21 protein-coding genes are annotated in these 26,774 nt (G+C 61.1%); 18 read left to right on the forward strand and 3 right to left on the reverse strand.

What is annotated here, in order from left to right; genetic code table 11:
* Nucleotides 1-138: 138 nt before the first annotated feature.
* Entirely contained in the window at nt 139-2,097 is a 1,959-nt protein-coding gene (aceF, locus tag EL191_RS03315; RefSeq protein ID WP_041976485.1) for a dihydrolipoyllysine-residue acetyltransferase, read from the reverse strand.
* An 11-nt stretch (nt 2,098-2,108) separates the two neighbouring features.
* Nucleotides 2,109-4,754: a pyruvate dehydrogenase (acetyl-transferring), homodimeric type gene (gene aceE, locus EL191_RS03320; RefSeq protein ID WP_041976487.1), complete on the reverse strand. Its 2,646-nt coding sequence runs from the start codon at nt 4,752-4,754 to the stop codon at nt 2,109-2,111.
* A gap of 271 nt (nt 4,755-5,025) precedes the next feature.
* On the opposite strand from aceE, the gene glnE reads away from it, so the two are divergent.
* The 16 genes from glnE to EL191_RS03400 all read left to right on the forward strand — a co-directional run bounded on the left by glnE (nt 5,026) and on the right by EL191_RS03400 (nt 23,184).
* Entirely contained in the window at nt 5,026-7,968 is a 2,943-nt protein-coding gene (gene glnE / locus EL191_RS03325) for a bifunctional [glutamate--ammonia ligase]-adenylyl-L-tyrosine phosphorylase/[glutamate--ammonia-ligase] adenylyltransferase (RefSeq protein WP_041976490.1), read from the forward strand.
* A 63-nt stretch (nt 7,969-8,031) separates the two neighbouring features.
* A complete protein-coding gene (locus EL191_RS03330) occupies nt 8,032-8,955 on the forward strand; it encodes a branched-chain amino acid transaminase (protein ID WP_041976492.1) in 924 nt (307 codons plus the stop codon).
* A 60-nt stretch (nt 8,956-9,015) separates the two neighbouring features.
* Nucleotides 9,016-10,059: a lipopolysaccharide heptosyltransferase II gene (gene waaF / locus EL191_RS03335; protein ID WP_041976494.1), complete on the forward strand. Its 1,044-nt coding sequence runs from the start codon at nt 9,016-9,018 to the stop codon at nt 10,057-10,059.
* Between the two features lies 1 nt (nt 10,060).
* Complete coding sequence (gene waaC / locus EL191_RS03340; RefSeq protein ID WP_041976496.1) at nt 10,061-11,065, forward strand: lipopolysaccharide heptosyltransferase I; 1,005 nt, start codon at nt 10,061-10,063, stop codon at nt 11,063-11,065.
* A 9-nt stretch (nt 11,066-11,074) separates the two neighbouring features.
* Entirely contained in the window at nt 11,075-12,199 is a 1,125-nt protein-coding gene (locus tag EL191_RS03345) for a glycosyltransferase family 4 protein (RefSeq protein ID WP_041976498.1), read from the forward strand.
* Nucleotides 12,196-13,002: a lipopolysaccharide core heptose(I) kinase RfaP gene (gene rfaP / locus EL191_RS03350; protein WP_041976501.1), complete on the forward strand. Its 807-nt coding sequence runs from the start codon at nt 12,196-12,198 to the stop codon at nt 13,000-13,002. The genes EL191_RS03345 and rfaP overlap by 4 nt, the downstream gene beginning before the upstream one ends.
* Nucleotides 13,002-13,736, forward strand: coding sequence for a lipopolysaccharide kinase InaA family protein (locus tag EL191_RS03355; protein WP_041769330.1), 735 nt, complete (start codon nt 13,002-13,004; stop codon nt 13,734-13,736). Before rfaP ends, EL191_RS03355 begins: the two co-directional genes overlap by 1 nt.
* Nucleotides 13,733-14,476 carry a lipopolysaccharide kinase InaA family protein gene (locus EL191_RS03360; RefSeq protein ID WP_041976504.1) on the forward strand — a complete coding sequence of 248 codons (744 nt, stop codon included), beginning with the start codon at nt 13,733-13,735 and terminating at the stop codon, nt 14,474-14,476. Before EL191_RS03355 ends, EL191_RS03360 begins: the two co-directional genes overlap by 4 nt.
* Nucleotides 14,476-15,921 (forward strand): lipopolysaccharide kinase InaA family protein, encoded by a 1,446-nt coding sequence (locus tag EL191_RS03365; RefSeq protein ID WP_013713804.1) that lies wholly within the window; start codon nt 14,476-14,478, stop codon nt 15,919-15,921. The genes EL191_RS03360 and EL191_RS03365 overlap by 1 nt, the downstream gene beginning before the upstream one ends.
* A 12-nt stretch (nt 15,922-15,933) precedes the next feature.
* Entirely contained in the window at nt 15,934-17,688 is a 1,755-nt protein-coding gene (locus EL191_RS03370) for a carbamoyltransferase family protein (protein WP_013713805.1), read from the forward strand.
* Nucleotides 17,675-18,808: a glycosyltransferase gene (locus EL191_RS03375; RefSeq protein WP_041976507.1), complete on the forward strand. Its 1,134-nt coding sequence runs from the start codon at nt 17,675-17,677 to the stop codon at nt 18,806-18,808. The genes EL191_RS03370 and EL191_RS03375 overlap by 14 nt, the downstream gene beginning before the upstream one ends.
* Before the next feature lie 23 nt (nt 18,809-18,831).
* Nucleotides 18,832-19,542 (forward strand): CatB-related O-acetyltransferase, encoded by a 711-nt coding sequence (locus EL191_RS24640; RefSeq protein ID WP_013713807.1) that lies wholly within the window; start codon nt 18,832-18,834, stop codon nt 19,540-19,542.
* Between the two features lie 17 nt (nt 19,543-19,559).
* Nucleotides 19,560-20,516, forward strand: a complete 957-nt coding sequence (locus tag EL191_RS03385; protein WP_041976510.1) for a glycosyltransferase family protein — start codon at nt 19,560-19,562, stop codon at nt 20,514-20,516.
* 2 nt (nt 20,517-20,518) lie between these two features.
* Entirely contained in the window at nt 20,519-21,391 is an 873-nt protein-coding gene (locus EL191_RS03390; RefSeq protein ID WP_013713809.1) for a DUF6625 family protein, read from the forward strand.
* A 3-nt stretch (nt 21,392-21,394) separates the two neighbouring features.
* Nucleotides 21,395-22,153 carry a glycosyltransferase family 2 protein gene (locus EL191_RS03395; RefSeq protein WP_013713810.1) on the forward strand — a complete coding sequence of 253 codons (759 nt, stop codon included), beginning with the start codon at nt 21,395-21,397 and terminating at the stop codon, nt 22,151-22,153.
* 5 nt (nt 22,154-22,158) lie between these two features.
* Nucleotides 22,159-23,184: an O-antigen ligase family protein gene (locus EL191_RS03400; RefSeq protein WP_232005507.1), complete on the forward strand. Its 1,026-nt coding sequence runs from the start codon at nt 22,159-22,161 to the stop codon at nt 23,182-23,184.
* Between the two features lie 126 nt (nt 23,185-23,310).
* Here EL191_RS03400 and EL191_RS03405 read toward each other — a convergent pair whose 3' ends face one another.
* Nucleotides 23,311-23,883 (reverse strand): BUD32 family EKC/KEOPS complex subunit, encoded by a 573-nt coding sequence (locus EL191_RS03405; RefSeq protein WP_041976516.1) that lies wholly within the window; start codon nt 23,881-23,883, stop codon nt 23,311-23,313.
* A gap of 153 nt (nt 23,884-24,036) precedes the next feature.
* Here EL191_RS03405 and msbA point away from each other — a divergent pair, with 153 nt between their 5' ends.
* A complete protein-coding gene (gene msbA, locus EL191_RS03410) occupies nt 24,037-25,875 on the forward strand; it encodes a lipid A export permease/ATP-binding protein MsbA (protein ID WP_041976518.1) in 1,839 nt (612 codons plus the stop codon).
* A complete protein-coding gene (locus EL191_RS03415; RefSeq protein ID WP_013713814.1) occupies nt 25,875-26,771 on the forward strand; it encodes a GNAT family N-acetyltransferase in 897 nt (298 codons plus the stop codon). The genes msbA and EL191_RS03415 overlap by 1 nt, the downstream gene beginning before the upstream one ends.
* The last annotated feature ends 3 nt before the right edge of the window (nt 26,772-26,774 follow it).

The raw sequence follows: 26,774 nt of genomic DNA on the forward strand, positions 1-26,774 counted from the left end.
ATCGATGGCTCGATCATGGCGGCTGCTGTGGTAAATGCCATGACCGGGATCAAGTCGGCCGTGGCTTGAGCAGGCGAAAAAAAAACCCCACCCAAATGGGCGGGGTTGAGGATGCGAGCGTGGCGTGCTCGAAACGATTTACAGCAGGATGGTGCGGATGTCGGCCAGCAGCTGCGACAGGCGCTGGGTGAAGCGGGCAGCGGCGGCACCATTGATCACGCGGTGATCGTAGGACAGCGACAGCGGCAGCATCAGGCGCGGCTGGAAGGCCTTGCCGTCCCACACCGGCTGCATGGTGGCCTTGCTCACACCGAGGATCGCCACTTCCGGCGCGTTGACGATCGGCGTGAAGCCGGTGCCGCCAATGTGGCCGAGGCTGGAGATGGTGAAGCAGGCACCCTGCATGTCGTCAGCCGACAGCTTCTTCTTGCGCGCCTTGTCGGCCAGTTCGGCCGCTTCGGCTGCCAGTTGCAGCAGGCTCTTCTGATCGACGTTCTTGATCACCGGCACCAGCAGGCCGTCCGGCGTATCGACGGCGAAGCCGATATGCACGTATTTCTTGCGGATGATCGCCTTGCCGCTCGGCGCCAGCGAACTGTTGAAGTCCGGCAGTTCCTTGAGCAGGTGCGCGCAGGATTTGAGCAGCAGCGGCAGTACGGTCAGCTTGACGCCAGCCTTTTCGGCCACGGCCTTCTGCGCGACGCGGAAGGCTTCCAGGTCGGTGATGTCGGCCGAGTCGAACTGGGTCACGTGCGGCACGTTGAGCCAGCTGCGATGCAGGTTGGCAGCGCCGACCTGCATCAGGCGGGTCATCGCCACCTCTTCGATTTCACCGAACTTGCTGAAGTCCACCGCCGGGATCGGCGGAATGCCGGCGCTGCTGGTAGCGGCTGCAGCAGTCGCCTGCGGTGCGGCCTTGGCCTTCTGCATCATCGCCTTGACGTAAGCCTGCACGTCTTCCTTGAGGATGCGACCTTTCGGGCCGGTGCCGGCGATATCCGCCAGCTCCACGCCGAAGTCGCGGGCCAGCTGACGCACGGCCGGGCCGGCATGCACCTTGGCGCCATCGCGCTTGGGCGCATTGGCGACTTCGGCGGCAGCTGCCGACAGCGAGGCGATGGCGCGCACTTCGGCGGCCACTTCCGGCGCCGCACCTTCCGGCACGCGGTGCACTTCCTGGCTGGCTTGCGCCGGGGCGGGTGCAGAAGCGGAGCCGGCGACCTTGAGCTTGAGGATCAGGTCGCCAGTACCGATTTCGTCATCCAGCTTGACCAGCACCTGTTCCACCACGCCGGCAGCCGGCGAGGGGATTTCCATGGAGGCCTTGTCGGACTCCAGGGTCAGCAGGCTCTGGTCGGCTTCGATGCTGTCGCCGGCCTTGACCATGATCTCGATGACCTTGCCCTTGGCGCTGGAGCCGATATCGGGCACGTGCACGTCCTGCACGCTGCTGCCGCTCGCTGCGGCGGCCGGTGTAGGGGCTGCGGCGGGTGCGGCAGCTTGCGCCGGCGCGGCCGCCGGAGCAGCCCCTTCGACTTTCAGCTTGAGAATCAGGTCGCCGGTGCCGATTTCATCATCGAGCTTGACCAGCACTTGCTCCACCACGCCGGCAGCCGGCGCGGGGATTTCCATGGAGGCCTTGTCGGATTCCAGGGTCAGCAGGCTCTGGTCGGCTTCAATGCGATCTCCGACCTTGACCATGATCTCGATGACCTTGCCCTTGGCGCTGGAGCCGATGTCCGGCACGTGCACGTCCTGCACGCTGCTGCCAGTGGCTGCAGCGGCGGGCGCGGCTGCCGGAGCGGCCGCTTTAGGGGCTTCGGCAGGTGCGGCTTCGGCCTTCGGCGCAGGCGCTGCTTGCGCAGCACCTTCGACTTCCAGCACCAGCAACTCGTCGCCTTCTTTCAGGCGATCGCCGATCTTGACCTTCAGTTCCTTGACTACGCCGGCCTTGGGCGAGGGGACTTCCATGGAGGCCTTGTCGGACTCCAGGGTCAGTACGCTCTGATCGGCTTCGATGCGGTCGCCGACCTTGACCAGCAGTTCAATGACCTCGCCTTCACCGCCGAGGTCGGGTACGCGAATCAACTCACTCATCGCTACGCTCCTTAGCAGTCCAGGGGGTTGGCTTTATCGGCGTCGATGCCGAACTTGGTGATGGCGTCAGCCAGCACCTTGGCTTCGATTTCGCCGCGGTCTACCAGGGCTTCCAGCGCGGCGAGCACGACCCAGTTGCGATCCACTTCGAAGAAGTGACGCAGCTGTTTGCGGCTGTCGCTGCGGCCAAAACCGTCGGTGCCCAGAACCTTGTACTCCTTGCTCGGTACCCACTGACGAACCTGTTCGGCGAACAGCTTCATATAGTCGGTGGACGCGATGACCGGACCCTTGCGGCCGCCCAGGCACTGCTCGATGTAGGTCTGCTGCGGCTTCTGGCCGGGGTGCAGGCGGTTGCGGCGCTCGACGGCCAGGCCGTCGCGACGCAGTTCGTTGAAGCTGGTGACGCTCCACACATCGGCACCGATGTTGTACTCGTCGCGCAGGATCTTCGCCGCTTCGCGGACTTCGCGCAGGATCGTACCGGAACCCAGAAGCTGCACGTGGTGCGCGGCTTCCTTCTTGTCTTCCTCGAGCAGGTACATGCCCTTGATGATGCCGTCTTCCACGCCTTCCGGCATGGCCGGCTGCTGGTACGACTCGTTCATCACGGTGATGTAGTAGAAGATGTCCTGCTGCTCTTCGATCATCTGGCGAATACCTTCGCGGATGATCACGGCGAGCTCGTAGCCGTAGGTCGGGTCGTAGGTGCGGCAGTTGGGGATGGTCGCTGCCAGCATGTGGCTGTGACCGTCTTCGTGCTGCAGACCTTCACCGTTGAGGGTGGTACGACCGGCGGTGCCGCCGACCAGGAAACCACGGGTGCGGCTGTCGCCAGCGGCCCAGGCCAGGTCACCGATACGCTGGAAGCCGAACATCGAATAGAAGATGTAGAACGGCAGCATCGGCTGGTTGTGGCAGGAATACGAAGTACCGGCGGCGATGAAGGAGCTCATGGCGCCAGCTTCGTTGATGCCTTCTTCGAGGATCTGACCTTTCTTGTCCTCTTTGTAGAACATCACCTGGTCTTTATCGACCGGCTCATACAGCTGGCCGACCGAAGAGTAGATGCCGAGCTGGCGGAACATGCCTTCCATACCGAAGGTACGGGCTTCATCCGGGATGATCGGGACGATGCGCTGGCCGAGTTCCTTGTCCTTGACCAGCTGCGCGAGGATACGCACGAAGGCCATGGTGGTGGAGATTTCGCGGTCGCCCGAGCCGTCGAGGATGGCCTTGAGGGTATCCAGCGGCGGGGTCGGGATGCTGAAGCTCTTCTGCCGGCGCTGCGGGACGAAGCCGCCCAGCGCGTTGCGGCGCTCGTGCAGGTACTTGTACTCGGGGCTGCCCGGCTCCGGGCGCACGAACGGCAGGTTTTCCAGGTCCTCGTCCTTGACCGGGATATCGAAGCGGTCGCGGAACTGACGCAGGCTGTCGACATCGACCTTCTTGGTGTTGTGCGCGGTGTTCTTCGCTTCACCGGCGCCGGTACCGTAGCCCTTGATGGTCTTGGCCAGGATCACGGTCGGCTGGCCGCTGTGGTTCACGGCCTGGTGGTAGGCCGCGTAGACCTTGTACGGGTCGTGGCCGCCACGGTTGAGCTTCCAGATCTCGTCGTCGGAAAGGTCCTTGACCATCTCCTTGAGCTCCGGGGTGTTGAAGAAGTTTTCGCGCACGTAGGCGCCGTCTTTGGCCTTGTAGTTCTGGTATTCACCGTCGACCACTTCGTCCATGCGGCGCTGCAGAGCACCGTCCTTGTCCTTGGCGAACAGCGGATCCCAGAAGCGACCCCAGACCACCTTGTTGACGTTCCACTGGGCACCGCGGAACACGCCTTCGAGTTCCTGGATGATCTTGCCGTTGCCGCGCACCGGGCCGTCGAGGCGCTGCAGGTTGCAGTTGATTACGAAGATCAGGTTGTCCAGCTTCTCGCGGCCGGCCAGGGAGATGGCGCCGAGGGATTCCGGCTCGTCGCACTCACCGTCGCCCATGAAGCACCAGACCTTCTGCTTGCCGGCCGGGATGAAGCCGCGCGCTTCCAGGTACTTCATGAAGCGCGCCTGGTAGATCGCCTGGATCGGGCCGAGGCCCATGGATACGGTCGGGAACTGCCAGAAGTCCGGCATCAGCCAGGGGTGCGGGTAGGACGACAGACCTTTGCCGTCGACTTCGCGGCGGAAGTTCTTCATCTGGTCTTCGCTGATGCGGCCTTCCATGAAGGCGCGGGCGTAGACGCCAGGGCTCGCATGGCCCTGATAGAACACCAGGTCACCGCCGTGTTCTTCGGTCGGGGCCTGGAAGAAGTAGTTGAAGCCGATGTCATACAGCGTCGCCGAAGAGGCGAAGCTGGAGATGTGGCCGCCCAGATCCGGGTCGTCCAGGTTGGTGCGCATCACCATGGCCAGGGCGTTCCAACGCACCAGCGAGCGGATGCGGCGTTCCATGAACAGGTCGCCGGGCATGCGAGCTTCATGGGTTACCGGGATGCTGTTGCGGTAGGGCGTGGTGATCGCGTAGGGCAGTTGCGCACCGCTACGGGTGGCCAGCTCGCCCAGACGGGTCATCAGGTAATGGGCACGGTCTTCACCCTCACGGTCGAGGACGGATTCAAGGGCGTCCAGCCATTCCTGGGTTTCGATCGGATCGAGGTCTTGCATGGCTTGCTCCAGGGCGGAAAGGCTTCCAGAATCGGAGGCCAGTTGAGTCTCGCCGGCTTTTTGGGCGGGCGAGTTGAAATTCTTGGATTTACCGGGGGTAGGACCGGCCGTATGTAGTTTTACTACATTTCGACGACGGATTCAGCCCTCTGGATACAATTCTTTCGTAGTAAAACTACAATCCGCGGCACTGCCGGCCGCATGTGCCCCGCAGGAGCGGGGCTCCGGGCGTTCGCGCCGTGCGTCCGGCAGTCCGCCAAAAGGATAGACCATGAGCCTGCCGTTGCTGGTCGAGTTGCCCCCTTCTCTGATCCCCCTGGCCGAGCGAGCCGAGCAGTCGCTGCACGCTGCGTTTACCGAGCATGAGGGGCTGGCTGCTCGCGTTGCAGCTTGGCCGCAGGAGCGACGCGATGCCTGGCGGCAGGTGTCGGCCTTGAGCGGCTTCGTTGCCGAGCAGGCTCAGCGTGACCCGCAGATGTTCGTGGCGTTGGCCGAATCAGGTGAGTTGGAGCGCAGCCTGGCGCCAGGCGAACTGCGTCAGCAGTTGGAGGCGCAATTGGCCGAATGTGGCGACGAAGATGCGCTGGGGCGTTGTCTGCGGCGTTTTCGTAATCGCCAGCAGTTGCGCATCATCTGGCGCGATTTCAGTCGCCAGGCGGCGCTGGCGGAGACCTGCCGCGACCTCTCCGATCTTGCCGATGCCTGCATCGATCTTGCCTATCACTGGCTCTATCCGCGCCACTGCACGCAGTTCGGCACGCCGGTCGGGCGACGCACCGGTCAGGCGCAGCACATGGTCATCCTCGGCATGGGCAAGCTCGGCGCGCATGAGCTCAACCTGTCTTCGGATATCGACCTGATCTTCGGCTATCCCGAAGGCGGTGAGACCGAGGGCGTCAAGCGCCCGCTGGATAACCAGGAATTCTTCATTCGTCTGGGGCAGAAGCTGATCAAGGCGCTGGATGCGATCACCGTCGACGGTTTCGTCTTTCGCACCGACATGCGCTTGCGCCCCTATGGCTCCAGCGGTGCGCTGGTATTCAGCTTCAATGCACTGGAGCAGTACTACCAGGACCAAGGGCGCGACTGGGAGCGCTACGCGATGATCAAGGCGCGCGTCGTGGGGGGCGATCAGAAGGCGGGTGCCGAGTTGCTGGAAATGCTGCGGCCCTTCGTCTATCGCCGTTATCTGGACTTTTCCGCCATCGAAGCGCTGCGCGCGATGAAGCTGCTGATCCAGCAGGAGGTGCGGCGCAAGGGCATGAGCGAGAACATCAAGCTTGGCGCCGGCGGCATCCGCGAGATCGAGTTCATCGCCCAGGCCTTTCAGCTTATCCACGGTGGGCGCGACCTCAGCCTGCAGCAGCGGCCGCTGCTCAAGGTGCTGGCGACCTTGGAGGGGCAGGGCTATCTGCCGCCGGCCGTGGTCGCCGAGATGAAGGAGGGTTACGAGTTTCTGCGCTATGCCGAGCATGCGCTGCAGGGCATCGGTGACCGGCAGACGCAGATGTTGCCGGCCGATGCGCAGGATCAGGCGCGCGTGGCAGCGATCATGGGCTTTGCCGACTGGGCAAGCTTTCACGAGCGCCTGATGCATTGGCGTGGCCGCATCGAATGGCATTTTCAGCAGGTGATTGCCGACCCCGATGAGGATGAAACACAGGCAAGCGAGGCCATAGTCGGCGCCGAATGGCTGCCTTTGTGGCAGGGCGCGCTGGATGACGAGGCGGCCGAGCAGCAGCTGCAGGAGGCCGGTTTTGCCGAGGCCGTGACGGCCAGTCGGCGCCTCGCCGATTTGCGCAATGGGCCGCAAGTGCGCGCCATGCAGCGCCTGGGGCGTGAGCGACTGGACGCCTTCATTCCGCGTCTGCTGGCGCAGACGGTAGAGCACGAGACACCGGATCTGGTGCTCGAGCGGGTGCTGCCGCTGGTGGAAAAGGTCGCGCGACGTTCGGCCTACCTGGTTCTTTTGAGCGAAAACCCGGGGGCGCTGGAGCGACTGATCACACTCTGCGCAGCCAGCCCCTGGATCGCCGAGCAGATCGCCCGCTACCCGCTGCTGCTCGATGAGTTGCTCAATGAAGGCCGGTTGTATTCGCCGCCGCTGGCGCCGGAATTGGCAGCCGAGCTGCGCGAGCGGCTGATCCGCATTCCCGAGGAGGATCTGGAGCAGCAGATGGAGGCGCTGCGTCATTTCAAGCTGGCCCACAGCCTGCGCGTGGCCGCCTCGGAGATTGCCGGCACGCTGCCCTTGATGAAGGTGTCGGATTACCTCACCTGGCTGGCCGAGGCGATTCTCGATCAGGTCCTGGCGCTGGCCTGGCAGCACACGGTGCAGCGCCATGGCCGCCCGCAGCGTGTCGATGGCACGCCGTGCGACCCGGATTTCATCATCGTCGGTTACGGCAAGGTCGGCGGCCTGGAATTCGGCCACGGCTCGGATCTGGATCTGGTGTTCATTCATGACGGCGATCCGCAGGCCGAGACCGATGGCGCCAAACCCATCGACGGCGCGCAGTTCTTCACTCGTCTGGGTCAGCGCATCATTCACCTGCTGACCACCCAGACCACCTCCGGCGCCTTGTATGAGGTGGATATGCGCCTGCGACCATCGGGCGCAGCCGGGCTTCTGGTCAGTTCATTGGGCGCCTTCCAGCGCTATCAGGAAAACGAGGCCTGGACCTGGGAACATCAGGCGCTGGTGCGTGCGCGGGTGCTGGTGGGGTGTTCGCGGCTGGCCGGCGAATTCGCCCGGGTGCGCGCCGAGGTGCTGGGGCGCCAGCGCGATATCGAGGCGCTGCGCGTCGAGGTCAGCGAGATGCGGGCGAAGATGCGCGACAACCTTGGCAACAAAAATACCGCGGCCGGAACGGCACCGAACGCCTTCGAGGCCACGTCCTCCTTCGATCTGAAGCAGGACGCCGGTGGTATCGTCGATATCGAATTTATGGTGCAATACGCGGCTCTGGCCTGGTCGTGGCAACACCCGCAGCTACTCGAGTTCACCGATAACATCCGCATTCTGGAAGGTCTGGAGCGGGTCGGTCTGATGGGCGCCGAGGATGCCGCTTTGCTGCGTGAGGTCTACAAGAATTACCGCTCGGCCGCTCATCGCCAGGCGCTGCAGAAGCAGCCTGGCGTGGTGCCGGGTGATCAGTTTCAGGACGAGCGTCGTGCCGTGATGCGCTTGTGGCGTGAGCTGGGGCTGAGTTGAATGACGGGGCTGCGGCCCCACCGAATTGTTCGAACCGTGAAGCGAATTTGAGGAGCAGGCAAGATGTCGATGTCCGACCGTGATGGCGTGATCTGGTACGACGGCAAACTGGTGCCGTGGCGCGAAGCCAACACCCATGTGCTGACCCACACCCTGCACTACGGCATGGGCGTGTTCGAAGGTGTGCGTGCCTACAACACTCCGGACGGCACCGCAATCTTCCGCCTGCAGGCGCACACCGATCGCCTGTTCGACTCCGCGCACATTTTCAACATGCAGATTCCTTTCTCCAAGGAAGAGATCAACGAAGCCCAGCGCGCGGCTGTGCGCGAGAACGGCCTGGAAAGCGCCTACCTGCGTCCGATGGTGTTCTTCGGCAGCGAAGGCATGGGGCTGCGCGCCGCGGGTCTGAAGGTGCACGTAATCGTTGCCGCCTGGCACTGGGGCGCCTACATGGGCGAAGAGGCGCTGGAAGCCGGTATCAAGGTACGCACCAGCTCCTACACCCGCCACCATGTCAACATCTCCATGACTCGCGCCAAGGCCAACGGCAACTACATCAACTCGATGCTGGCGCTGCAGGAAGCCATTTCCGGTGGCGCCGACGAGGCCATGCTGCTGGACCCGGAAGGCTATGTGGCCGAGGGTTCGGGCGAGAACATCTTCCTGGTCAAGGACGGTGTGGTGTACACCCCGGAAGTGACCTCCTGCCTCAACGGCATCACCCGTAGCACCATCCTGACCCTGGCCGCAGAGCACGGCATCAAGGTGGTCGAGAAGCGCATCACCCGTGACGAGGTGTATATCGCCGACGAGGCCTTCTTCACCGGCACCGCCGCTGAAGTCACGCCGATCCGCGAAGTCGATGGCCGCAAGATCGGCGCTGGCCGCCGTGGCCCGGTGACCGAGAAGCTGCAGAAGGCCTACTTCGACCTGGTCACCGGCAAGACCAGCGGCCACGCCGAATGGCGTACGCTGGTTAAATAAGCGCTTGCTCGAAGGCTCGACGGGGAGGCGAAAGCCTCCCCGGTCGTTTCTGGAAAGACTATGAAGATACTTATCGTTGGGCCAAGCTGGGTAGGCGACATGGTGATGGCGCAGACGCTATTCCAGTGCCTGAAACAGCGCCACCCTGCGTGCGAGATCGACGTGCTGGCGCCGGACTGGAGCCGGCCGATCCTTGAGCGCATGCCCGAAGTGCGCGCCGCGCTCAGCCTGCCGCTCGGTCATGGCGTCCTCGATCTGGCCACGCGCCGGCGCATCGGCAAGTCGCTGGCCGGTCATTACGATCAGGCCATCCTGCTGCCCAACTCGCTCAAGTCCGCGCTGGTGCCCTGGTTCGCCGGTATACCCAGGCGCACTGGCTGGAAAGGTGAGATGCGCTATGGCTTGCTCAACGATATCCGCACCTTGGATAAAGAGCGCTACCCGCTGATGATCGAGCGTTTCATGGCGCTGGCCTATGAGCCCGGCGCTCTGTTGCCTCAGCCCTATCCGCAGCCGCGTTTGCAGATTGACGAGTCCAGCCGTGAAGCTGCCCTGGCCAAGTTCGGCCTGCAGCTTGATCGTCCGGTACTGGCGCTGTGTCCGGGCGCGGAGTTCGGTGAGGCGAAGCGCTGGCCGGCCGAGCACTACGCCAAGGTCGCCGAAGTGAAGATCCGTGAGGGCTGGCAGGTCTGGTTGTTCGGCTCGAAGAACGACCATGCCGGTGGTGAGGACATCCGCTTGCGCCTGATTCCGGGCCTGCGCGAGGAGGTCAGCAACCTGTCCGGGCAGACCAGTCTGGCCGAGGCCATCGACCTGATGTCGGCGGCGACTGCCGTGGTGTCCAATGACTCGGGGCTGATGCACGTGGCGGCGGCGCTGAACCGTCCGCTGGTAGCGGTCTATGGCTCCACTTCGCCGGGTTTCACCCCGCCGTTGGCCGATCACGTCGAGATCGTTCGCCTGGGCCTGGAGTGCAGCCCCTGCTTCGAGCGCACCTGCCGCTTTGGTCACTACAACTGCCTGCGCGAACTCAAGCCACGGCCGGTGATCGAGGCGCTGGACCGACTGGTCGGTGAGCCCCTGACCCTGGTCGAGGGCGACTGATTTGCGGGTGCTGATCATCAAGACCTCGTCGCTCGGCGACGTGGTGCATACCCTGCCGGCACTGACCGATGCTGCGCGTGCCATTCCCGGCATCCGTTTCGACTGGGTGGTGGAAGAAGGTTTCGCCGAGATTCCCGCCTGGCATCCGGCGGTGTCCCAGGTGATTCCGGTGGCCATCCGCCGCTGGCGCAAGCACCCCCTGCGCACCTGGCGCAGTGGCGAATGGGCGCGCTTCAAGCAGCGTCTGCGTGAAACCCGCTACGACCTGGTGATCGACGCCCAGGGCCTGCTCAAGAGCGCCTGGCTGACGCGTTACGTGTCGGCGCCGGTGGCCGGTCTGGATCGCGATTCGGCGCGTGAGCCGCTGGCCAGTCGCTTCTATGATCGCCGCTATGCGGTACCCAAGGATCAGCACGCGCTGGAGCGCGTGCGCCAGTTGTTCGCCAAGGCCTTGGGTTATTCGCTGCCGTCCGGTAGCGGTGACTACGGCCTTAACCGTGCAGCGATGATGGACGCTACCGCACAACCCTATCTGGTGTTCCTGCATGGCACCACCTGGGCCAGCAAGCATTGGCCGGAATCCGACTGGCGCGCCCTGGCCGAGCGCATGGACGAGCTGGGCTGGGCCGTGCGCCTGCCCTGGGGCAACGAGACGGAGAAGGCACGTGCCGAGCGCATCGTCGCCGGGCTCACCCATGCCTCCGTGCTGCCCAAGCTGAACCTGGCCGGCGTAGCCAAGGTGATCGCCGGCGCCAGCGCCTGCGTCTCGGTCGACACCGGGCTGGGTCATCTGGCTGCGGCGCTGGATGTGCCGAATATTTCTCTCTACGGCCCGACCCTGCCTGGCAAGGTGGGCGCCTACGGTCGTAGCCAGATTCACCTGTGTGCCAGCGGCCCGAACGCCGGCAGCGGTGACCGTGACAAGCCCTGCTTCGATGGCCTCGGCGCCGAGCGCGTCGGCCTGGAACTGGAGGCGCTGCTGCTGGCGCCTCCCGGCACCCTTTAAGGAGCGGCTATGCAACTGGCCTTCGTTCTCTACAAGTACTTCCCGTTCGGCGGGCTGCAGCGCGATTTCATGCGTATCGCCCTGGAGTGTCAGGCGCGCGGCCATGCCATTCGCGTCTACACGCCGATCTGGGAAGGGGAAAACCCTGGCGGCTTCGACGTGCGCGTGGCGCCAGTGCGGGCGCTGTTCAATCACCGCCGTAACGAGAAATTCACGGCCTGGCTGCAGGCCGATCTGGCGCGCGATCCGGTCGACCGGGTGATCGGCTTCAACAAGATGCCGGGTCTTGACGTGTACTACGCCGCCGACGGCTGTTTCGAGGACAAGGCGCAGACCCTGCGCAACCCGATCTATCGCCGCTGGGGGCGCTACAAGCACTTCGCCGACTACGAGCGCGCGGTGTTCGCGCCCGAATCGAAGACCGAGATCCTGATGATCTCCGAGGTACAGCAGCCGCTGTTCATCAAGCACTACAAGACGCCGCTGCAGCGTTTCCACCTGCTGCCGCCGGGGATTGCCCAGGATCGCCGCGCGCCGGCCAATGCAGCCGAGATTCGCGCCGAATTCCGCCGCGAATTCAAGCTGGCCGACGAGGACCTGCTGCTGGTGCAGATCGGTTCCGGCTTCAAGACCAAGGGCCTGGATCGCAGCCTCAAGGCGCTGGCGTCCTTGCCGCGCGAGCTGCGCAAGCGTACGCGGCTGATCGCTATCGGCCAGGATGATCCCAAACCCTTCCTGCTGCAGATCAAGGCGTTGGGTCTGTCCGATCAGGTGCAGATTCTCAAGGGGCGCAGCGACATTCCGCGCTTTCTGCTCGGCGCCGATCTGCTGATCCATCCGGCCTACAACGAGAATACCGGCACGGTGCTGCTGGAAGCGCTGGTGTCCGGCCTGCCGGTACTAGTCACCGATGTCTGCGGCTACGCCCACTACATCGCCGATGCCGATTGCGGCCGCGTGCTGCCCAGCCCGTTCGAGCAGGAGCAGCTCAACCGCACCCTGGCCGACATGCTCGCCGATCCCGAGCGCCGTGCCTTCTGGGGGCGCAACGGCCTGGCCTACGCCGACAGCGCCGACCTGTATTCGATGCCGAAGAAGGCTGCCGATGTGATCCTCGCGGAGAAGCGCGCGTGAAGCTGATTCTCGCCGAACCCTTCAAGAGCCTGTGGGCGGGCCGCGATGCGTTCGAGGCCGTCGAGGCGCTGCAGGGCCAGGTCTATCGCGAGCTGGAAGGTCGCCGTACGCTGCGTACCGAGGTCGACGGGCGTGGCTACTTCGTCAAGATCCACCGCGGCATCGGCTGGGGCGAGATCGCCAAGAACCTGCTCACGGCCAAGGCCCCGGTACTGGGCGCCGGACAGGAATGGCAGGCCATTCAGCGTTTGACCGAAGCCGGCGTGCCAACCATGACCGCCGTGGCCTACGGCGAGCGCGGCAGCAATCCGGCCAGCCAGCACTCGTTCATCATCACCGAGGAACTGGCGCCGACCGTCGACCTGGAGCAGCTCAGCCTCAATTGGGCTCAGCAGGCGCCGAAGCCGGCGCTCAAGTGGGCGCTGATCGAGCGAGTGGCGCAGATGACCGGCGAGATGCACCGCGCCGGAGTCAATCATCGCGACTGCTATATCTGCCACTTCCTGCTGCATACTGATCGGCCGATCCAGGCCAGCGACCTGCACCTATCGGTCATCGATCTGCACCGGGCCCAGGTTCGAGACACGGTACCCCGCCGCTGGCGCGACAAGGATCTGGCCGCTCTGTATTTCTCGGCGCTGGATATCGGTCTGACCCACCGCGACAAGCTGCGTTTCCTGCGCACCTACTTCCAGCGGCCCCTGCGCCAGATTCTGCGTGAAGAGGCAAGCCTGCTTGCCTGGCTGGAGCGCAAGGCGGCGAAACTCTATGAGCGTAAGCAGCGTTATGGGGATGCGCTCTGATGGCTAGCTGGACTCTTGCCCCTGAATATCATGCACTCGCTGCGGACTTCGGGTCTCTGGAGGCTGTTTTCGCCATTGAAGGCGAACGCCTGACCAAGGATCCACTTTCGGAAGTCATCCGCATCGAGCGCAAGGGTATTCGCTATTACGTCAAGCGCTATTGGGGGGCTGGCAAGGGGCTGCGACGTTATGTCGGCAGGCCTCGGGTAAAGGCCGAATGGCAAAATCTCAGATATTTCGCCAAATGGGGAATTCCGACAGCCCCTATCGTCGCTCACGGCCTGGAACGTCGATATGGGGCGTTTGTACGAGGTGCGCTCATCACTCGCGAGCTTGAGGGTACGTTGGATCTGGCCGAGCTAGCCAACACGGGTGATGTCCGTTTGCATGATGCCGCCTGGGTCGACTGTGTGAGTCGTCAGTTAGCCCGTGCAACCCGACTGATGCATGACCATCGTTTCACCCACAATGATCTGAAGTGGCGCAATCTGCTGGTTAACGAAAAGGCAGAGCTGTTCTTCATCGACTGTCCCACCGGCAGCTTCTGGTGGGGCTCGCTGCTGCGCTATCGCATCGTCAAGGATCTGGCCTGCCTGGATAAGGTGGCCAAGCGGGTGCTGTCGCGCACGCAGCGCCTGCGTTTCTATTTGCAGTATCGTGGTCGGAGCCGTCTCAGTGATGGCGATAAGACGCGCCTGCGGCAGGTGCTGAAATTCTTCGAGGGACGTGAATGAGTGACTTCATCGCGGCGCAGGATCGAGCTCTGCTCGAGCGCCACGGTCTGTCCAGCTTCGATGCCCTTTGGGCGCTGAAGCTGGAGGCCGTGGACGAGCCCAACACCGAGCGCGGCGGCTGGAGCACGGTGTATCGCCTGGAACTGGGCGAGCGCGCTTTCTATCTCAAGCGACAAAGCAATCACCTGACACGTAGCCTGCTGCGCCCGTTCGGTGAGCCCACCTTTGCCCGTGAGTTTCGCAATATCCGCCGCTATGCCGAGCGAGGGATTCCCGCGCTGCAGGCCGCGTTCTTCGGGCAGCGTACGCTGCCGGGTGAGCGCCGCGCTGTTCTGCTGACTCGTGCCCTGGACGGCTGGAATGACCTTGCCCACTGGCTGGAACGCTGGTCGAGCCTCGACTGGCCGAAGCGCAGTGCGATCCTGCGTGCGTGCGGAGAGCTGGCGCGACGTCTCCATCAGGCTGGACAGATGCATGGCTGCTTCTATCCCAAGCACATCTTCCTGCAGGAACAGGGCGCAGCGTTCGAGGCGCAATTGATCGATCTGGAGAAAACCCGGCCTTTGCTGCTTGGGCGCCGTGACCGAATCAAGGATCTCGAACCACTGTTGCGCCGCGCCAGGATCTGGCGTGAATCCGAGTTTCGCGAGCTGCTTGCCGCCTATCTTGGTGACACAGCGGATGTTGATCGATGGTGGCACATGCTCAGTGCACGCCAGCGTAACAAGGAGGCGCGCTGATGCAGTTGAGTGAACTGAGTCAGGTTGGGCGTGCGCCTGAGCTGCCGTTGATGCTGGAGGTTGCCGGCGAGCCGCTGATACTGGAGCGCCTGCTGCGCGTGTTGCCTGGGCAGCGTTATGTCGCGGTTGCCCGTTGGCACGAGCGGCTGGTGCTGGCCAAGCTGCTGGTGGGCAGCAAATCGCAACGGCACTTTCAGCGGGAGCTGGAGGGCGCCGAGCTGATGGTCGGGCAGGGGCTGGTCACACCCGAGCTGCTGGCCCAGGGCTTTATCGAGGGGCAGGGCGGTTGGCTGCTGTTCGACTATCTCTCCGGGGCGCAGAGCCTCTGGGATGCCTGGCGTCAGGCAGCGCGCGAGCCGCTGCTAAGCGATGCGCAACAGGCGGTGCTGGCCGAGGCGCTGGGTGCGATCGGGCAAATGCATGCTCAGGGCTTGTGGCAGTCCGACCTGCATCTGGACAACCTGCTGCGGCACGAAGGCCGTCTGTATCTGATCGACGGCGGCGGCGTGCGCTACGAGACGCCAGGACAGCCGCTGTCCCGTGCGCATGTGCTGGAAAACCTCGGGGTGTTCTTCGCTCAGTTACCGGCCGAGCTGGATCCCTTTCTCGAAGAGCTACTGATTCATTATCTGCTGGCCAATGGCGAGCATGCATTGCCACTGGAAATGCTGCAGGCCGAGATATCCAAGGTGCGCCGTTGGCGTCTACGTGACTACCTGAGGAAGGTCGCGCGTGACTGTAGCCTGTTCGCCGCATGTATTGGCGCTTTTGGCCTTCGCGTGGTACGCCGCGAAGCTGAGCCAGCATTGCAGCCGCTGTTGAGCGATCTCAATGCTCGGATCGACGCTGGACATATCTATAAGACCGGTGGCGCCGCTACCGTCGCGCGCGTGGAGCTCGACGGGCGCCCACTGGTGGTCAAGCGTTACAACGTGAAGAACCTGCTGCACTGGCTCAAGCGCTTCTGGCGGCCCAGTCGCGCCTGGCATAGCTGGCGTGAAGGCAATCGCCTGCAACTGCTGGGCATCACTACGCCAACGCCGCTTGCCGTGATCGAGCAGCGCTGGTGCTGGCTGCGAGGGCGTGCCTACCTGATTACCGACTATTGCGGCGGGCAGGATATAATCGCGCGTTTTGAGGCATACCTGCAGGCAACACCCCCGGAAACCGAGCTTCTGGCCCTGGATCGATTGTTCGCTGCCTTATTGCGCGAACGCATCAGTCACGGTGATTTCAAGGGGCACAACCTGTTCTGGGATGACGCGCAGGGCGCCTGGTCGCTGATCGACCTCGACGCCATGTGCCAGCATCGCAGTACGCGTAGTTTCGCTCGGGCCTATGCCCGCGACCGCGCCCGTTTTCTGCGCAACTGGCCGGCGGACTCTGCCCTGCACCAGTTGCTCGACCAACGTTTACCGCAGGTGCCCGGCACCTGCCCGAATTAGAGGCTCAAACCTGTGGCACTGACCATTCTCGGCCTGTCCGGCGCCCTCAGTCACGATCCGTCCGCCGCGCTGTATATCGACGGCAAGCTGATCGCGGCCGTGGAAGAGGAGCGCTTCGTGCGCGACAAGCACGCGAAGAACCGCATGCCCTACGAGTCGGCCAAGTTCTGCCTGGAACAAGCCGGGATCAAACCGTCGGACGTCGACGTGGTGGCGATTCCCTTCGCCCCCATCAGCATCTTCGAGAAGGCCCGCTGGCAGTACGCCAAGCGCTACGCCTACGCGCCGGATCGTGCCTTGGATGCGATCCTGTTCGGCAACCGTCGCTACAAGCGCTACAAGAAGCGTATCGAGTGGTGCCTGGTGCAACTCGGCTTCGACCTGAAGAAGGTCAAGATCGAGCCGGTCGAACACCACCTGGCGCACGCCTCCAGTGCCTATCACTGCTCGGGTTTCAAGGAGAAGACCGCGATCCTCGGCATCGACGGCAAGGGCGAGTACGCCACCACCTTCTTCGGTTACGGCGAGAACGGCAAGATCCACAAGATCAAGGAGTTCTACGATCCGGATTCGCTCGGCGGCCTCTATGGTGCGATCACCGAGTACCTGGGCTTCGAGATGCTCGATGGCGAGTTCAAGGTCATGGGCATGGCGCCCTATGGCGATGCCGCCAAGTACGATTTCTCGCGCCTTGCCAAGTTCGAGAACGGCGAGCTGATCATCAATACCGAGTACGCCAACGTCATCGGTTTCCGTCGCTACAAGGAAAACGGCAAGGGCTACTACTTCTCGCCCAAGCTGATCGAGTGGCTCGGTCCGAAACGTGAAGGCGATATCGCCGACGACCCGTACATCCATTATGCGGCCAGCATGCAGGCGCTTTTCGAGAAGCTGGCGCTGCAGATGATGGAGTACTACCTCGGCGACATCCTCAAGGAAACCGGCAAGATCGCTTTCGCTGGCGGCTGTGCGCTGAACGTCAAGCTGAACCAGAAGATCATCGCGCGCGATGACGTCAAGGAACTGTTCGTGCAGCCGGCTTCTGGCGACGCGGGCACGGCTGTCGGTGCCGCGGCCTACGTCTCGCACAAGCGTGGCGTGCCGGTGGAGAAGATGGAGCACGTCTACCTCGGCCCCTCGTACAGCAATGAGGATGTCATCGCTGCCTGTGCGAAACACCCGAACAAGCCGGTGTTCAAGCGCATCGACAACATGCCCGAGCGCATTGCCAGGATCATGGTCGACGGCAATCCGGTGGCCTGGTTCCAGGGGCGCATGGAGTTTGGTCCGCGTGCCCTCGGTGGCCGCTCGATCATCGGCTGTCCGAGCGTACCGGGCGTTGCTGATCGCATTAATGAGCAGATCAAGTTCCGTGAGCGCTGGAGACCTTTCTGCCCGTCGATGCTCGACACCGTTGCGCCGAAGATGCTCAAGGTCGATCACCCGAGCCCGTTCATGACCTTCACCTTCGAGGTCAACGAGGAGTGGAAGGAGCGCGTTGGCGAAGTGGTGCACGAGGACGGCACCTCGCGTGCCCAGGTGTTGGAGCGCCGCTTCAATCCACGCTGGTACGACTTGATGCTTGAGCTGGAGAAACTGACCGGCAACGGTGTGTCGCTGAACACCTCGCTCAACCGCCGTGGCGAGCCGATGATCTGCTCGCCGACCGACGCGCTGAACATGTTCTACGGTTCGGACCTGCAGTATCTCATCATGGAAGACGTACTCGTGGTCAAGGACGGCAAGGACTGGTATGACGGCGTCTGAGCAGGCGGACGGCCAGGCGCAGCGCTGGGTTCTGCAGTTCTGCCACGGCTATGACGGCCCCTTTCTGGATTGCGCCCGGCAATACGCGGTGTTGTTCCAAGGGACGTCGTACAAGGTCTGCACCGTCTATCTGACCGGTAAGCCGAGCGTCGAGGTCGAGCAAGGTTCGGCCTCCGACGAGGTGATTTTCCTCGATTATTCCAGCGCCCAGGTGCGGGGTCTCAAGCTTGGGGCGATCCGCGATTTTAGGCGGATTGCCGCCTCGCGCGACTTTGCGCTTTGTATTGCGCACCGCTTCAAGCCGATCTACGTCGCGCTGCTCGGCAGCGATCTGCCGGTGATCGGCGTGCATCATGCCTTCGGCGACTACAAGCGTCGCTCCCGCCAGCTATTCGCCAACTTCTTCCGCAAGCGCCTGGCGTTGCTTGGCGTGTCCAACGCGGTGCGTGACGACATGCGCGCCTGCTTGCCAAGCTGGCCGGTCGAGCGCATCGAAACCCTCTACAACCGTATCGATGTCGAGGCCGTGCAGGCTGAACAGGTATCTCGGGAGGCTGCCCGTGAACATCTGGGCTTGCCGCAGGAGGCCTGGGTGGTCGGCAATGTCGGTCGACTGCATCCGGACAAGGATCAGGCCACGCTGATTCGTGGTTTCGCCCAGGCGCTGCCGCAACTACCTGCCGGCAGCCTGCTGGCGATCATGGGGCGTGGCCGGCTGGAGGCTCAGCTCAAGGCTTTGGCGGCGGAGCTGGGCGTCAGTGATGCCGTATGCTTCCTCGGCCAGGTGCCAAATGGACGGCGCTACTTCAAGGCGTTCGATGTGTTCGTCCTCAGCTCCGACCATGAGCCCTTCGGTATGGTATTGCTGGAGGCGATGGCGGCCGGGGTGCCTGTATTGGCGAGTGACTGCGGAGGTGCAAGGGAGGTCGTGGACGCTGCAGCCAATCGTTTCCCGCTGGGGAGTAACGACGCTCTTGCTCAGCGTTTGTTGTATTGTGCGTCCCCTTCGTCTTCTGCTCGCGAAGAGCATGTTCCGCAACGATTCAGCGATGCCGCAGCCAGAGAACACTTCTGGAGTTTGCAAATGCTTGCTGACTTGAGATCAGTGTTGCTGAAGTAGTTCATTTTCCAAGGACATTTATCGTGATCACGGCGTTGAAGGTAGCGTACTACAGGCACTGGCTGCGCCAGCGTGGCGTCAAGCTGTCTGTCGACGTAACCGACTTGCCGAAGAAAGCGGTATTGCGTATGGAAGAGGGCTGTTCCATCGGCAAGGTAGAAACAACCTTTGCTGACTTGCAAGTTGGGGCGATGACTTACATCCGTAGTGACTCCGAACTGCAGAATGTTTCAAAAATAGGGCGTTTTTGTTCAATCAGTAACGCAGTGGTGATTGGCCAGGAAAAGGCCGGGCATCCATTGAATTGGGTCAGTTCTCATCCGATGCAATATACGGGGACTCAGTTGCATTACAGTGCCACTGCGGCTCCCGCCGAGGTTGGTCACGATGTCTGGATCGGTCGCGAAGCAATGATCCTTGAGGGGGTCAAGATCGCCACCGGAGCTGTTGTCGCCACTCGTTCTGTAGTGACTCGGGATGTGCCCCCATATTGCATTGTTGCAGGATCGCCTGCTCGAATCGTTCGATATCGACATGCCGATCATGTGATTGCCGGGCTATTGGAAAGCGCCTGGTGGGAGCTACCCGTCGATGTCTTGCAGCGCCTGTCACTTGATGTGCCGGAGCGTTTCCTCGACCAGCTCAAGGCATTGTCATCGCGAGAGCTGGCTGTCTACAGGCAAGTCGAGGTCAGCCGGCAGGGCTGCCGTGAGCTTCGCGCCAGCACAAACTGAACGGGTGAGTTAATTAGATGAAAGTTCTGTTTCTTGTGCAGGCTGAGCAGAGAGCGATTCTGGATCGGCTCTACGATGGCATTCGGAACAACTGTGAATGCGACATGCGCTGGTTGGGAAGTAAGGAACAGGCCAATTTACGCCGTTACTTCCGCGATCATGTGGACGTTGCTCGCTACGATCGCATTCTGTTTTTCCTGCGCTTCAAGCAGGAAATTCGTCAGGTGGGCTTTATTCGCAGCGTACCCAATTTGGTGATTCTGGAGCACGATGCTTATCAGAACTATATCCCGTGCAAGTACACCGGAAAGTTCAGCGAGCATTACCGGAAGTTGCCTTGGGCGCGTGTGATCAGCTCGGGGTATGAGGTCACTGAGCGGTTGCGCGCTGAAGGCCATGACGCGGTGTTTGTTCCCAAGGGGTACGATCAGGCACTGCTCAGTGATCTAGGGCTTGAGCGCGATATAGAGCTTGGATTCGTTGGTAGTACAAAAAGTGTTGCCTACAGCGGACGCAAGGCGCTGCTGGATGAGTTGAGTCAGGTTGAGAACCTGGTCGTCACGCGAACCAAGTCAGGCGATGACTACCTCAACACACTTAATCGCATCCGCTTCTTCGTTAGTGCCGATGTTGGTATGGGTGAATACATGATCAAGAACTTCGAGGCCATGGCCTGCGGCTGCGTCCTGTTGGCTTACGATCACGGCGAACGGGAGAGCGCAGCACTGGGGTTCGTCGATATGGAGAATCTAGTCCTATACCGCACTGTCGACGAACTGCGTGGAAAATTGGCGGAGCTGCGCGCCAATCCTGCGTGGGCCACGCGCATCGCGGCCTCTGGAAAAGCGCTAGCTGAGTCGCGTTATGGCTTCGATCGAATTGGAGCTGAAATCGTGCGAGCCATGCAGGCACCGCTGCGGCCAGCTGAGGCGCCTGGCTGGTTGTCCCGGGTACGTAACCGCCTAGGAATCTGAGTATGTCCATACCTCGCATGCTCTTCCTGATTCCTTATTTCGGTCGTTGGCCTTTCTGGATGCCTTTCTTCTTGAGGAGCTGTCAGGCTAACCCTGATGTCCAGTGGTTGTTCTTCACTGATTGTGGCGAGCCGGCCAATGCCCCGGAAAACGTCCGCTTCCGACATATTACGTTCTCCGACTATTGCCTAGAGGTGTCTGCACGCCTGGGGATCGACTTCCAACCCAGTACCCCATACAAGCTATGCGACCTGAAGCCGGCTCTGGGATATGTACATGCTGGAGAGCTAGACGGCTTCGATTTTTGGGGGTTCAGTGATATCGATCTGATCTACGGCGACCTGCGCCAGTATTTCTCAGCGGAGCGGCTGCGGCGTTTCGATCTGCTATCGACTCACGAGCGGCGAGTTTCCGGGCACCTATGTGTTTTGCGCAACAGCAACAGAATGCGCGAAGCATTCATGCAGGTCCCTAACTGGCAGAAAAAGCTCGCATCGAGTGAGCACTATGCGTTTGATGAGGCGGATTTCAGTCGTTTATTCATACGTTACAAGAACTGGCCGTCGCCAGTACGATGGCTTGTCGATATTTGTAATCCCTGGCGTCGCCAGAGTGAGTTTGTCGAGGCGTTTAGTACCCCGAATGGTCGATTACCTTGGCACGATGGCAGTTTCAACTTTCCCCGCCGTTGGATCTGGCGGCAGGGTAGGTTGAGTAACGAGCGTGATGAGGCTAGGCAGTTTCCATATTTTCATTTCATTGGTTGGAAATGCGATGCTTGGCCGACTCATCCTGAGTCCACGCTGATATCCGACGCCATGCTGGCAAGCAAGGATGCCTGGAGCATCACTCCACAGGGTTTTCGAGAGGTTTGAAACTTGATTTTTTCCCAGGACAGTGAAATCACTTTAGTCGTAACCAGTTGTGGGCGTTTCGATTTGCTCAAGCGGACGCTGGCAAGCTTCGATGATTTCAATACCGCTCCAGTCCGGGAGGTGTTCATCACCGAGGACTCCGGGGATGAGGCCGTCCGAGCCTGCATTCCCGAACACTGGCGTGATCATACGACGTTCTTCATAAATACCCCGCGTTTGGGACAGTTACGCTCCATTGATCTTGCCTATTCACACGTCAACACACGGTGGATATTCCATTGTGAGGACGATTGGGCGTTCTACCGGCCTGGTTTTGTCGAAGAGTCTCTTCTGTTGCTCGAGGCCGAGCCACAAGCGCTACAGGTTTGGCTTCGCAGTGCCGCTCATGATCTTGCGGTTCACAGCCCTTACGTCTATCAGGATGACCGTAAGGTCGCTCACGGGATTCCCTACTACAGGGTCGGTTCGCATAAGCAGGACTGGCAGGGCTTTTCATTCAATCCAGGGTTGCGCCGTCTCGCGGACTATCAGCAGTACGCACCTTACGCCCAATATGACGGAGAGAAGGACCTGTCACGTTTGTACGCATCAGCACAGCGACATGCATTGATTCTAGAAAATGATGCTGTGTTGCATACCGGCTTTGGCGAACACGTCAGTGTGCCCGAGGAGCGAACCAAGAAGACTCAGCGCAAGAGACGCGAGCGGCTGCGTCTGTTGGCAGTGTTCATCGTTGGGGTGCTTCTTGGGGTATTTCTGTGACGGCCTTGCAGCGTCTGAAGGAACTGCATGAGCGTTTTGGTTATTTCACACTGGCGTTGTTGGTGTTCATCGCCAGTTTCCTGCTGTTGCCGACCAGCAAGATGGTCAACAACGTCTATTACGTACTGCTGGCACTACCTGCACTGTTCGTGCTTTTGAGGACGCTTGGTCGCGCCGTTGAGCCGTCCCCTATCTTGAATGTTTGTGGGTTATTGGGTGCGTGGTATTTACTGATAGGCGCTCTGTCTGCGGAACCGCAGTTCTTCAAGCATTTGCTTTATGTAGCTCTGTTCGTTTTGCTCGTTAGCCAGTTGGTTGATCCGCGGCTTTTTAGAACGTCTACGTTCAGTCGCAGTCTATTCTGGGGCCTGCTCATCTATATTCTGGGCTCGGCAATTATTTATTGGACTACCGGCCGCTACGCACTTGGGCAGCGCGTGCTCTGGCTGCCGGGTCGAATGACTGGCCCTATATATACGAGTATGTGGTTGGCCTGCTGTTTTGCACTCGCGCTGCCCACATGGCTGGCTCAGCGACGTTGGCTGGAATTGAGCGCTGCAGCATTATTGGCGCTATTTTGCATGGCTTATGTTTTACAGAGCCGTTCTGGTCTATTGGGTATGGTGGCCATTGCGGCTCTTTTAGCCGGCTGGCTGCTGTTAAGGCGTGCGCGCTATTTGTTGTTGTTGGGGGTTGTCGTCCTTTCGCTCGCTGTATTGACTCTGTTCATCGCGCGCGAGATACCCGAGGTCGCCCGGCTTTTTATCCGCGCAGACGCGGGGCGTCTGCAGTTATGGCGCATTTTGGTGGGCGAGTGGGTTGATTGTGGTTTGTGGTTAGGGTGTGGGATGCAGCACGTCAGCGAGGCGACGATTCTTCGTTCGCAGCCTATTCAGCATCCGCACAATATCTTTCTAGCTCTTGGGCTTTATAGCGGCTTGGTCTCACTGCTGATTTTTCTAGCATTGGTAGCGTTGGTGTTGCGGCGTGCCTGGCTACGCAGTGATCCATGGGGTTATATCTTCTGGTAGCGCTGATCGTCCTGAATTTCGATGGCAGCAAGCTGGTAGGCAATCCAGACGAACTCTGGCTGTTGGTGCTTATGCCGATGGCATTAATTGCCAATCAGCGCCGGGATACGACTTGAGGTGGCTGGCTCAAGGAGTCTTGCGAATGAGCGCGCAGTGGGTCCAAAGCGCAGTGCTATCGAGAGTAAGACCTTCTTTGCGCAGGTACTTGTCGAAGTGCTCTTGGTTACGGCGAATCCTGCCAGGGCCTAGTGGTCCGCGGCGGACGTGCAAGTCGGCTATGTCGATCAGGCCCAATGTGCTATCTGGCGTGAGTACGATGTTGCCCAAATGCAGGGAGCGAAAGTAGATACCGTTCTCGTGCAGATGGTTGATGAACTGCGCTAGCTTGGGGAGCAAATTTGGCCACGCTTCCGAATCAGTTTTCAAAATTTGGGAGAGCGTTTTGCCCGGCAGTGGCCGGTAAAGTACGGCCGTCCAAGCTGGATCGTCCAGCTGGTAAAGCTTCAATGGAGTGAGCGTGGGAATACCACGCTGATGAAGGCTTACAGCGTTTGTGCAGAAGCGTAACGATTGCGGGCGCAGCAAGGCAGACGAAAACAGGCGCTTGCGGCGGAAGAGCTTGAGCATGTTCCCATCACTAAGCTCATACACCTTCGGGCCAAAGCTGTCCTGCTCCAAGATGCTGGCATCCTCGGTCATTTCGTTAAGCGATGTGTTGGGAAGATGGATGAAGGTCAGCACATTGGGGGGCCTTGTTTGTCGCGGAGCTGCATATGATGCCCGATCTTGCAAGGGCGCGGCCATGATATCGGGAGTGTTAAGATTGTCGCCCCTTTACGGTTGAAAGCGGATATGACAGAAAATCCCCAGCAGAACGCTGCTACCAGCGTCGCTATTTATCTTCGGTTGCTGGCTTACGTGAAGCCGTATGTTGGTTTTTTCCTGCTTAGCATCGTCGGCTTCCTGATCTTCGCTTCCACCCAGCCTATGCTGGGCTACATCCTCAAGTACTTCGTCGATGGACTGTCCAATCCCGAGGCCAGCCTGTTCGAGGGCGTTCCGTGGTTGTTGGAGCATGCTCCCTGGCTGGCGCACCTGAAGCTGCTGCAGGCTGTGCCGTTGTTGATCGTACTGATCGCTTTGTGGCAGGGGATTGGCTCGTTTCTGGGCAACTATTACCTGGCCAAGGTCTCCATGGGACTGGTGCAGGACTTGCGCATCGCGCTGTTCAACAACCTGCTGACGCTGCCCAATCGCTATTTCGACAACCACAACTCCGGTCACCTGATTTCACGCATCACCTATAACGTGACCATGGTCACGGGTGCTGCCACGGATGCGATCAAGGTGGTGGTTCGTGAAGGGATGACGGTGATCTTCCTGTTCGCCACCCTGCTGTGGATGAACTGGAAGCTGACACTCGTAATGGTGGCCATTTTGCCGGTCATCGGGCTTATGGTGACCAGCACCAGCAAGAAGTTTCGCAAGCAAAGCAAGAAAATTCAGACCAGTATGGGGGACGTCACTCATGTGACCTCGGAGAGTATCCAGGGGTATCGTGTGGTACGTAGCTTCGGCGGCGAGGACTACGAGAAGCAGCGCTTTCTCGAGGCCAGCGAAGAGAACAAGCTCAAGCAGCTGAAGATGGTCAAGACCAACGCCGTCTATACCCCGTCGCTGCAACTGGTTATTTACAGTGCCATGGCGGTGCTGATGTTCCTGGTATTGTGGCTGCGCGGTGACTCGTCTGCTGGTGATCTGGTCGCCTATATCACCCTGGCCGGCTTGCTGCCCAAACCCATCCGTCAGCTGTCGGAAGTCAGCTCCACCATCCAGAAGGGCCTGGCCGGTGCCGAGAGCATTTTCGAGCAGCTCGACGAGTCTCCTGAGGTGGATCACGGCACTCAGGAGCGTGAGCGCATCAGCGGTCGCCTCGAGGTTCGTGATCTGAGCTTCAGCTACCCAGGTTCGGAAAAGCCCGTGCTGAACGACATCTCCTTCGTTGCCGAGCCAGGGCAGATGGTGGCACTGGTCGGTCGCTCCGGTAGCGGTAAGTCGACCCTTGCCAACCTGATCCCGCGTTTCTATCACCACGAACAGGGCAGCATTCTGCTCGATGGCCTTGATGTGGAGGATTACACCCTGCGCAACCTGCGCCGCCATATCGCACTGGTGACCCAGCATGTCACGCTGTTCAACGACACCGTGCGCAACAACATCGCTTACGGTGATCTGGCTGGTGCATCGCTAGAGGCCGTTCAACAGGCGGCAGGTGACGCTTATGCGGCGGAATTCATCGAGAAAATGCCTCAAGGCTACGACACTCTGGTCGGTGAGAATGGTGTATTGCTCTCCGGCGGCCAGCGTCAGCGCCTTGCCATTGCGCGTGCGCTGCTCAAGGATGCACCGCTGCTGATTCTCGACGAGGCCACTTCGGCGCTGGATACCGAGTCCGAGCGGCATATCCAGGCTGCACTGGACCAGGTGATGCAGGGCCGTACCACGCTGGTGATCGCGCACCGCCTGACCACGATCGAGAAGGCCGACCTGATCCTGGTGATGGATCAGGGGCAGATAGTCGAGCGCGGCAATCATGCCGAACTGCTTGCGCAGAACGGCTACTATGCGCGGCTGCATGCCAAGCAATTCGAAGAGACCTCCGATGTCTCCGGCAGCGAGCACGGCGCCTGATGCTGAACCGTCTACCATTCTGGCGGGAGCGCGGCTGGACCGCGATCTCTGCTACTGAATATGCAGATGCCTGGGCGCGTTTTGGCGGAAGCGTGGCAACCCATCCCGAGGTGGTTGCACGCTTGGCCGACTTGGCCGGTATCCCCGTGCGCTATCTGGGTTGGCTCGTGGATGACCAGTTGCAGGCGGCGATACCGACATGGGGCCGATACCTGGCTCTGTCCAAGGACGTATTGAAACAGCAGGGCAGGCGAGGACTGTTCGATCTGGGCAACGCGGAGATCATTCTGCCTGTGGCTGCAGATGCGCGCGTTCCGCTGCGCCATTGCGCCCGCTACCTTTCCGAGCTCAATGTCGCTCAATTGATCGGTGTCAGTGAGCAGCCCGAGGGCCTGGCGCTTGCCCGTGAGCCTGAGCAGTACAGCAAGAAGTTCCGCTACAACCAGCGCCGCGAGCAACGTTTGCTGGAAGAAGCGGGCGGAGTAATCCGTCCGATGCTGGAGCTGACGCCGGAGGAACAGGCGCGCATCTACGCCGACCTGTTCCAGCGCCGTTGGGGCTTCGAGGCCACCGGCAAGGGTCATCTGGCGGAGGTGTTCGGCCTGCTGCGCGAGTTCATGACCGGCTCGCTGATCTACCTCAACGACGAGCCGGTGGCGATCCAGGTGCTGTATCGCGTCGAGGCCCCCCAGTGGGTGAGCCTGGAGTACATCAACGGCGGGGTCGACCCGCAGCAGCGCGAGTTCAGCCCCGGCAGCGTGCTCAGCTTCGTCAACACACAAGGCGAATGGGAACATGCGCGTGCGCTGGGTAAGCCGCTGCGCTATTCCTTCGGCCGCGCCGACCGTGAATACAAGGATCGCTGGTGCAACCGGGTGCCGGTCTATCAGGTGTGAAGC

It is taken from the genome of Pseudomonas mendocina, assembly GCF_900636545.1.
GTDB classification, from domain to species: Bacteria; Pseudomonadota; Gammaproteobacteria; order Pseudomonadales; family Pseudomonadaceae; genus Aquipseudomonas; species Aquipseudomonas mendocina.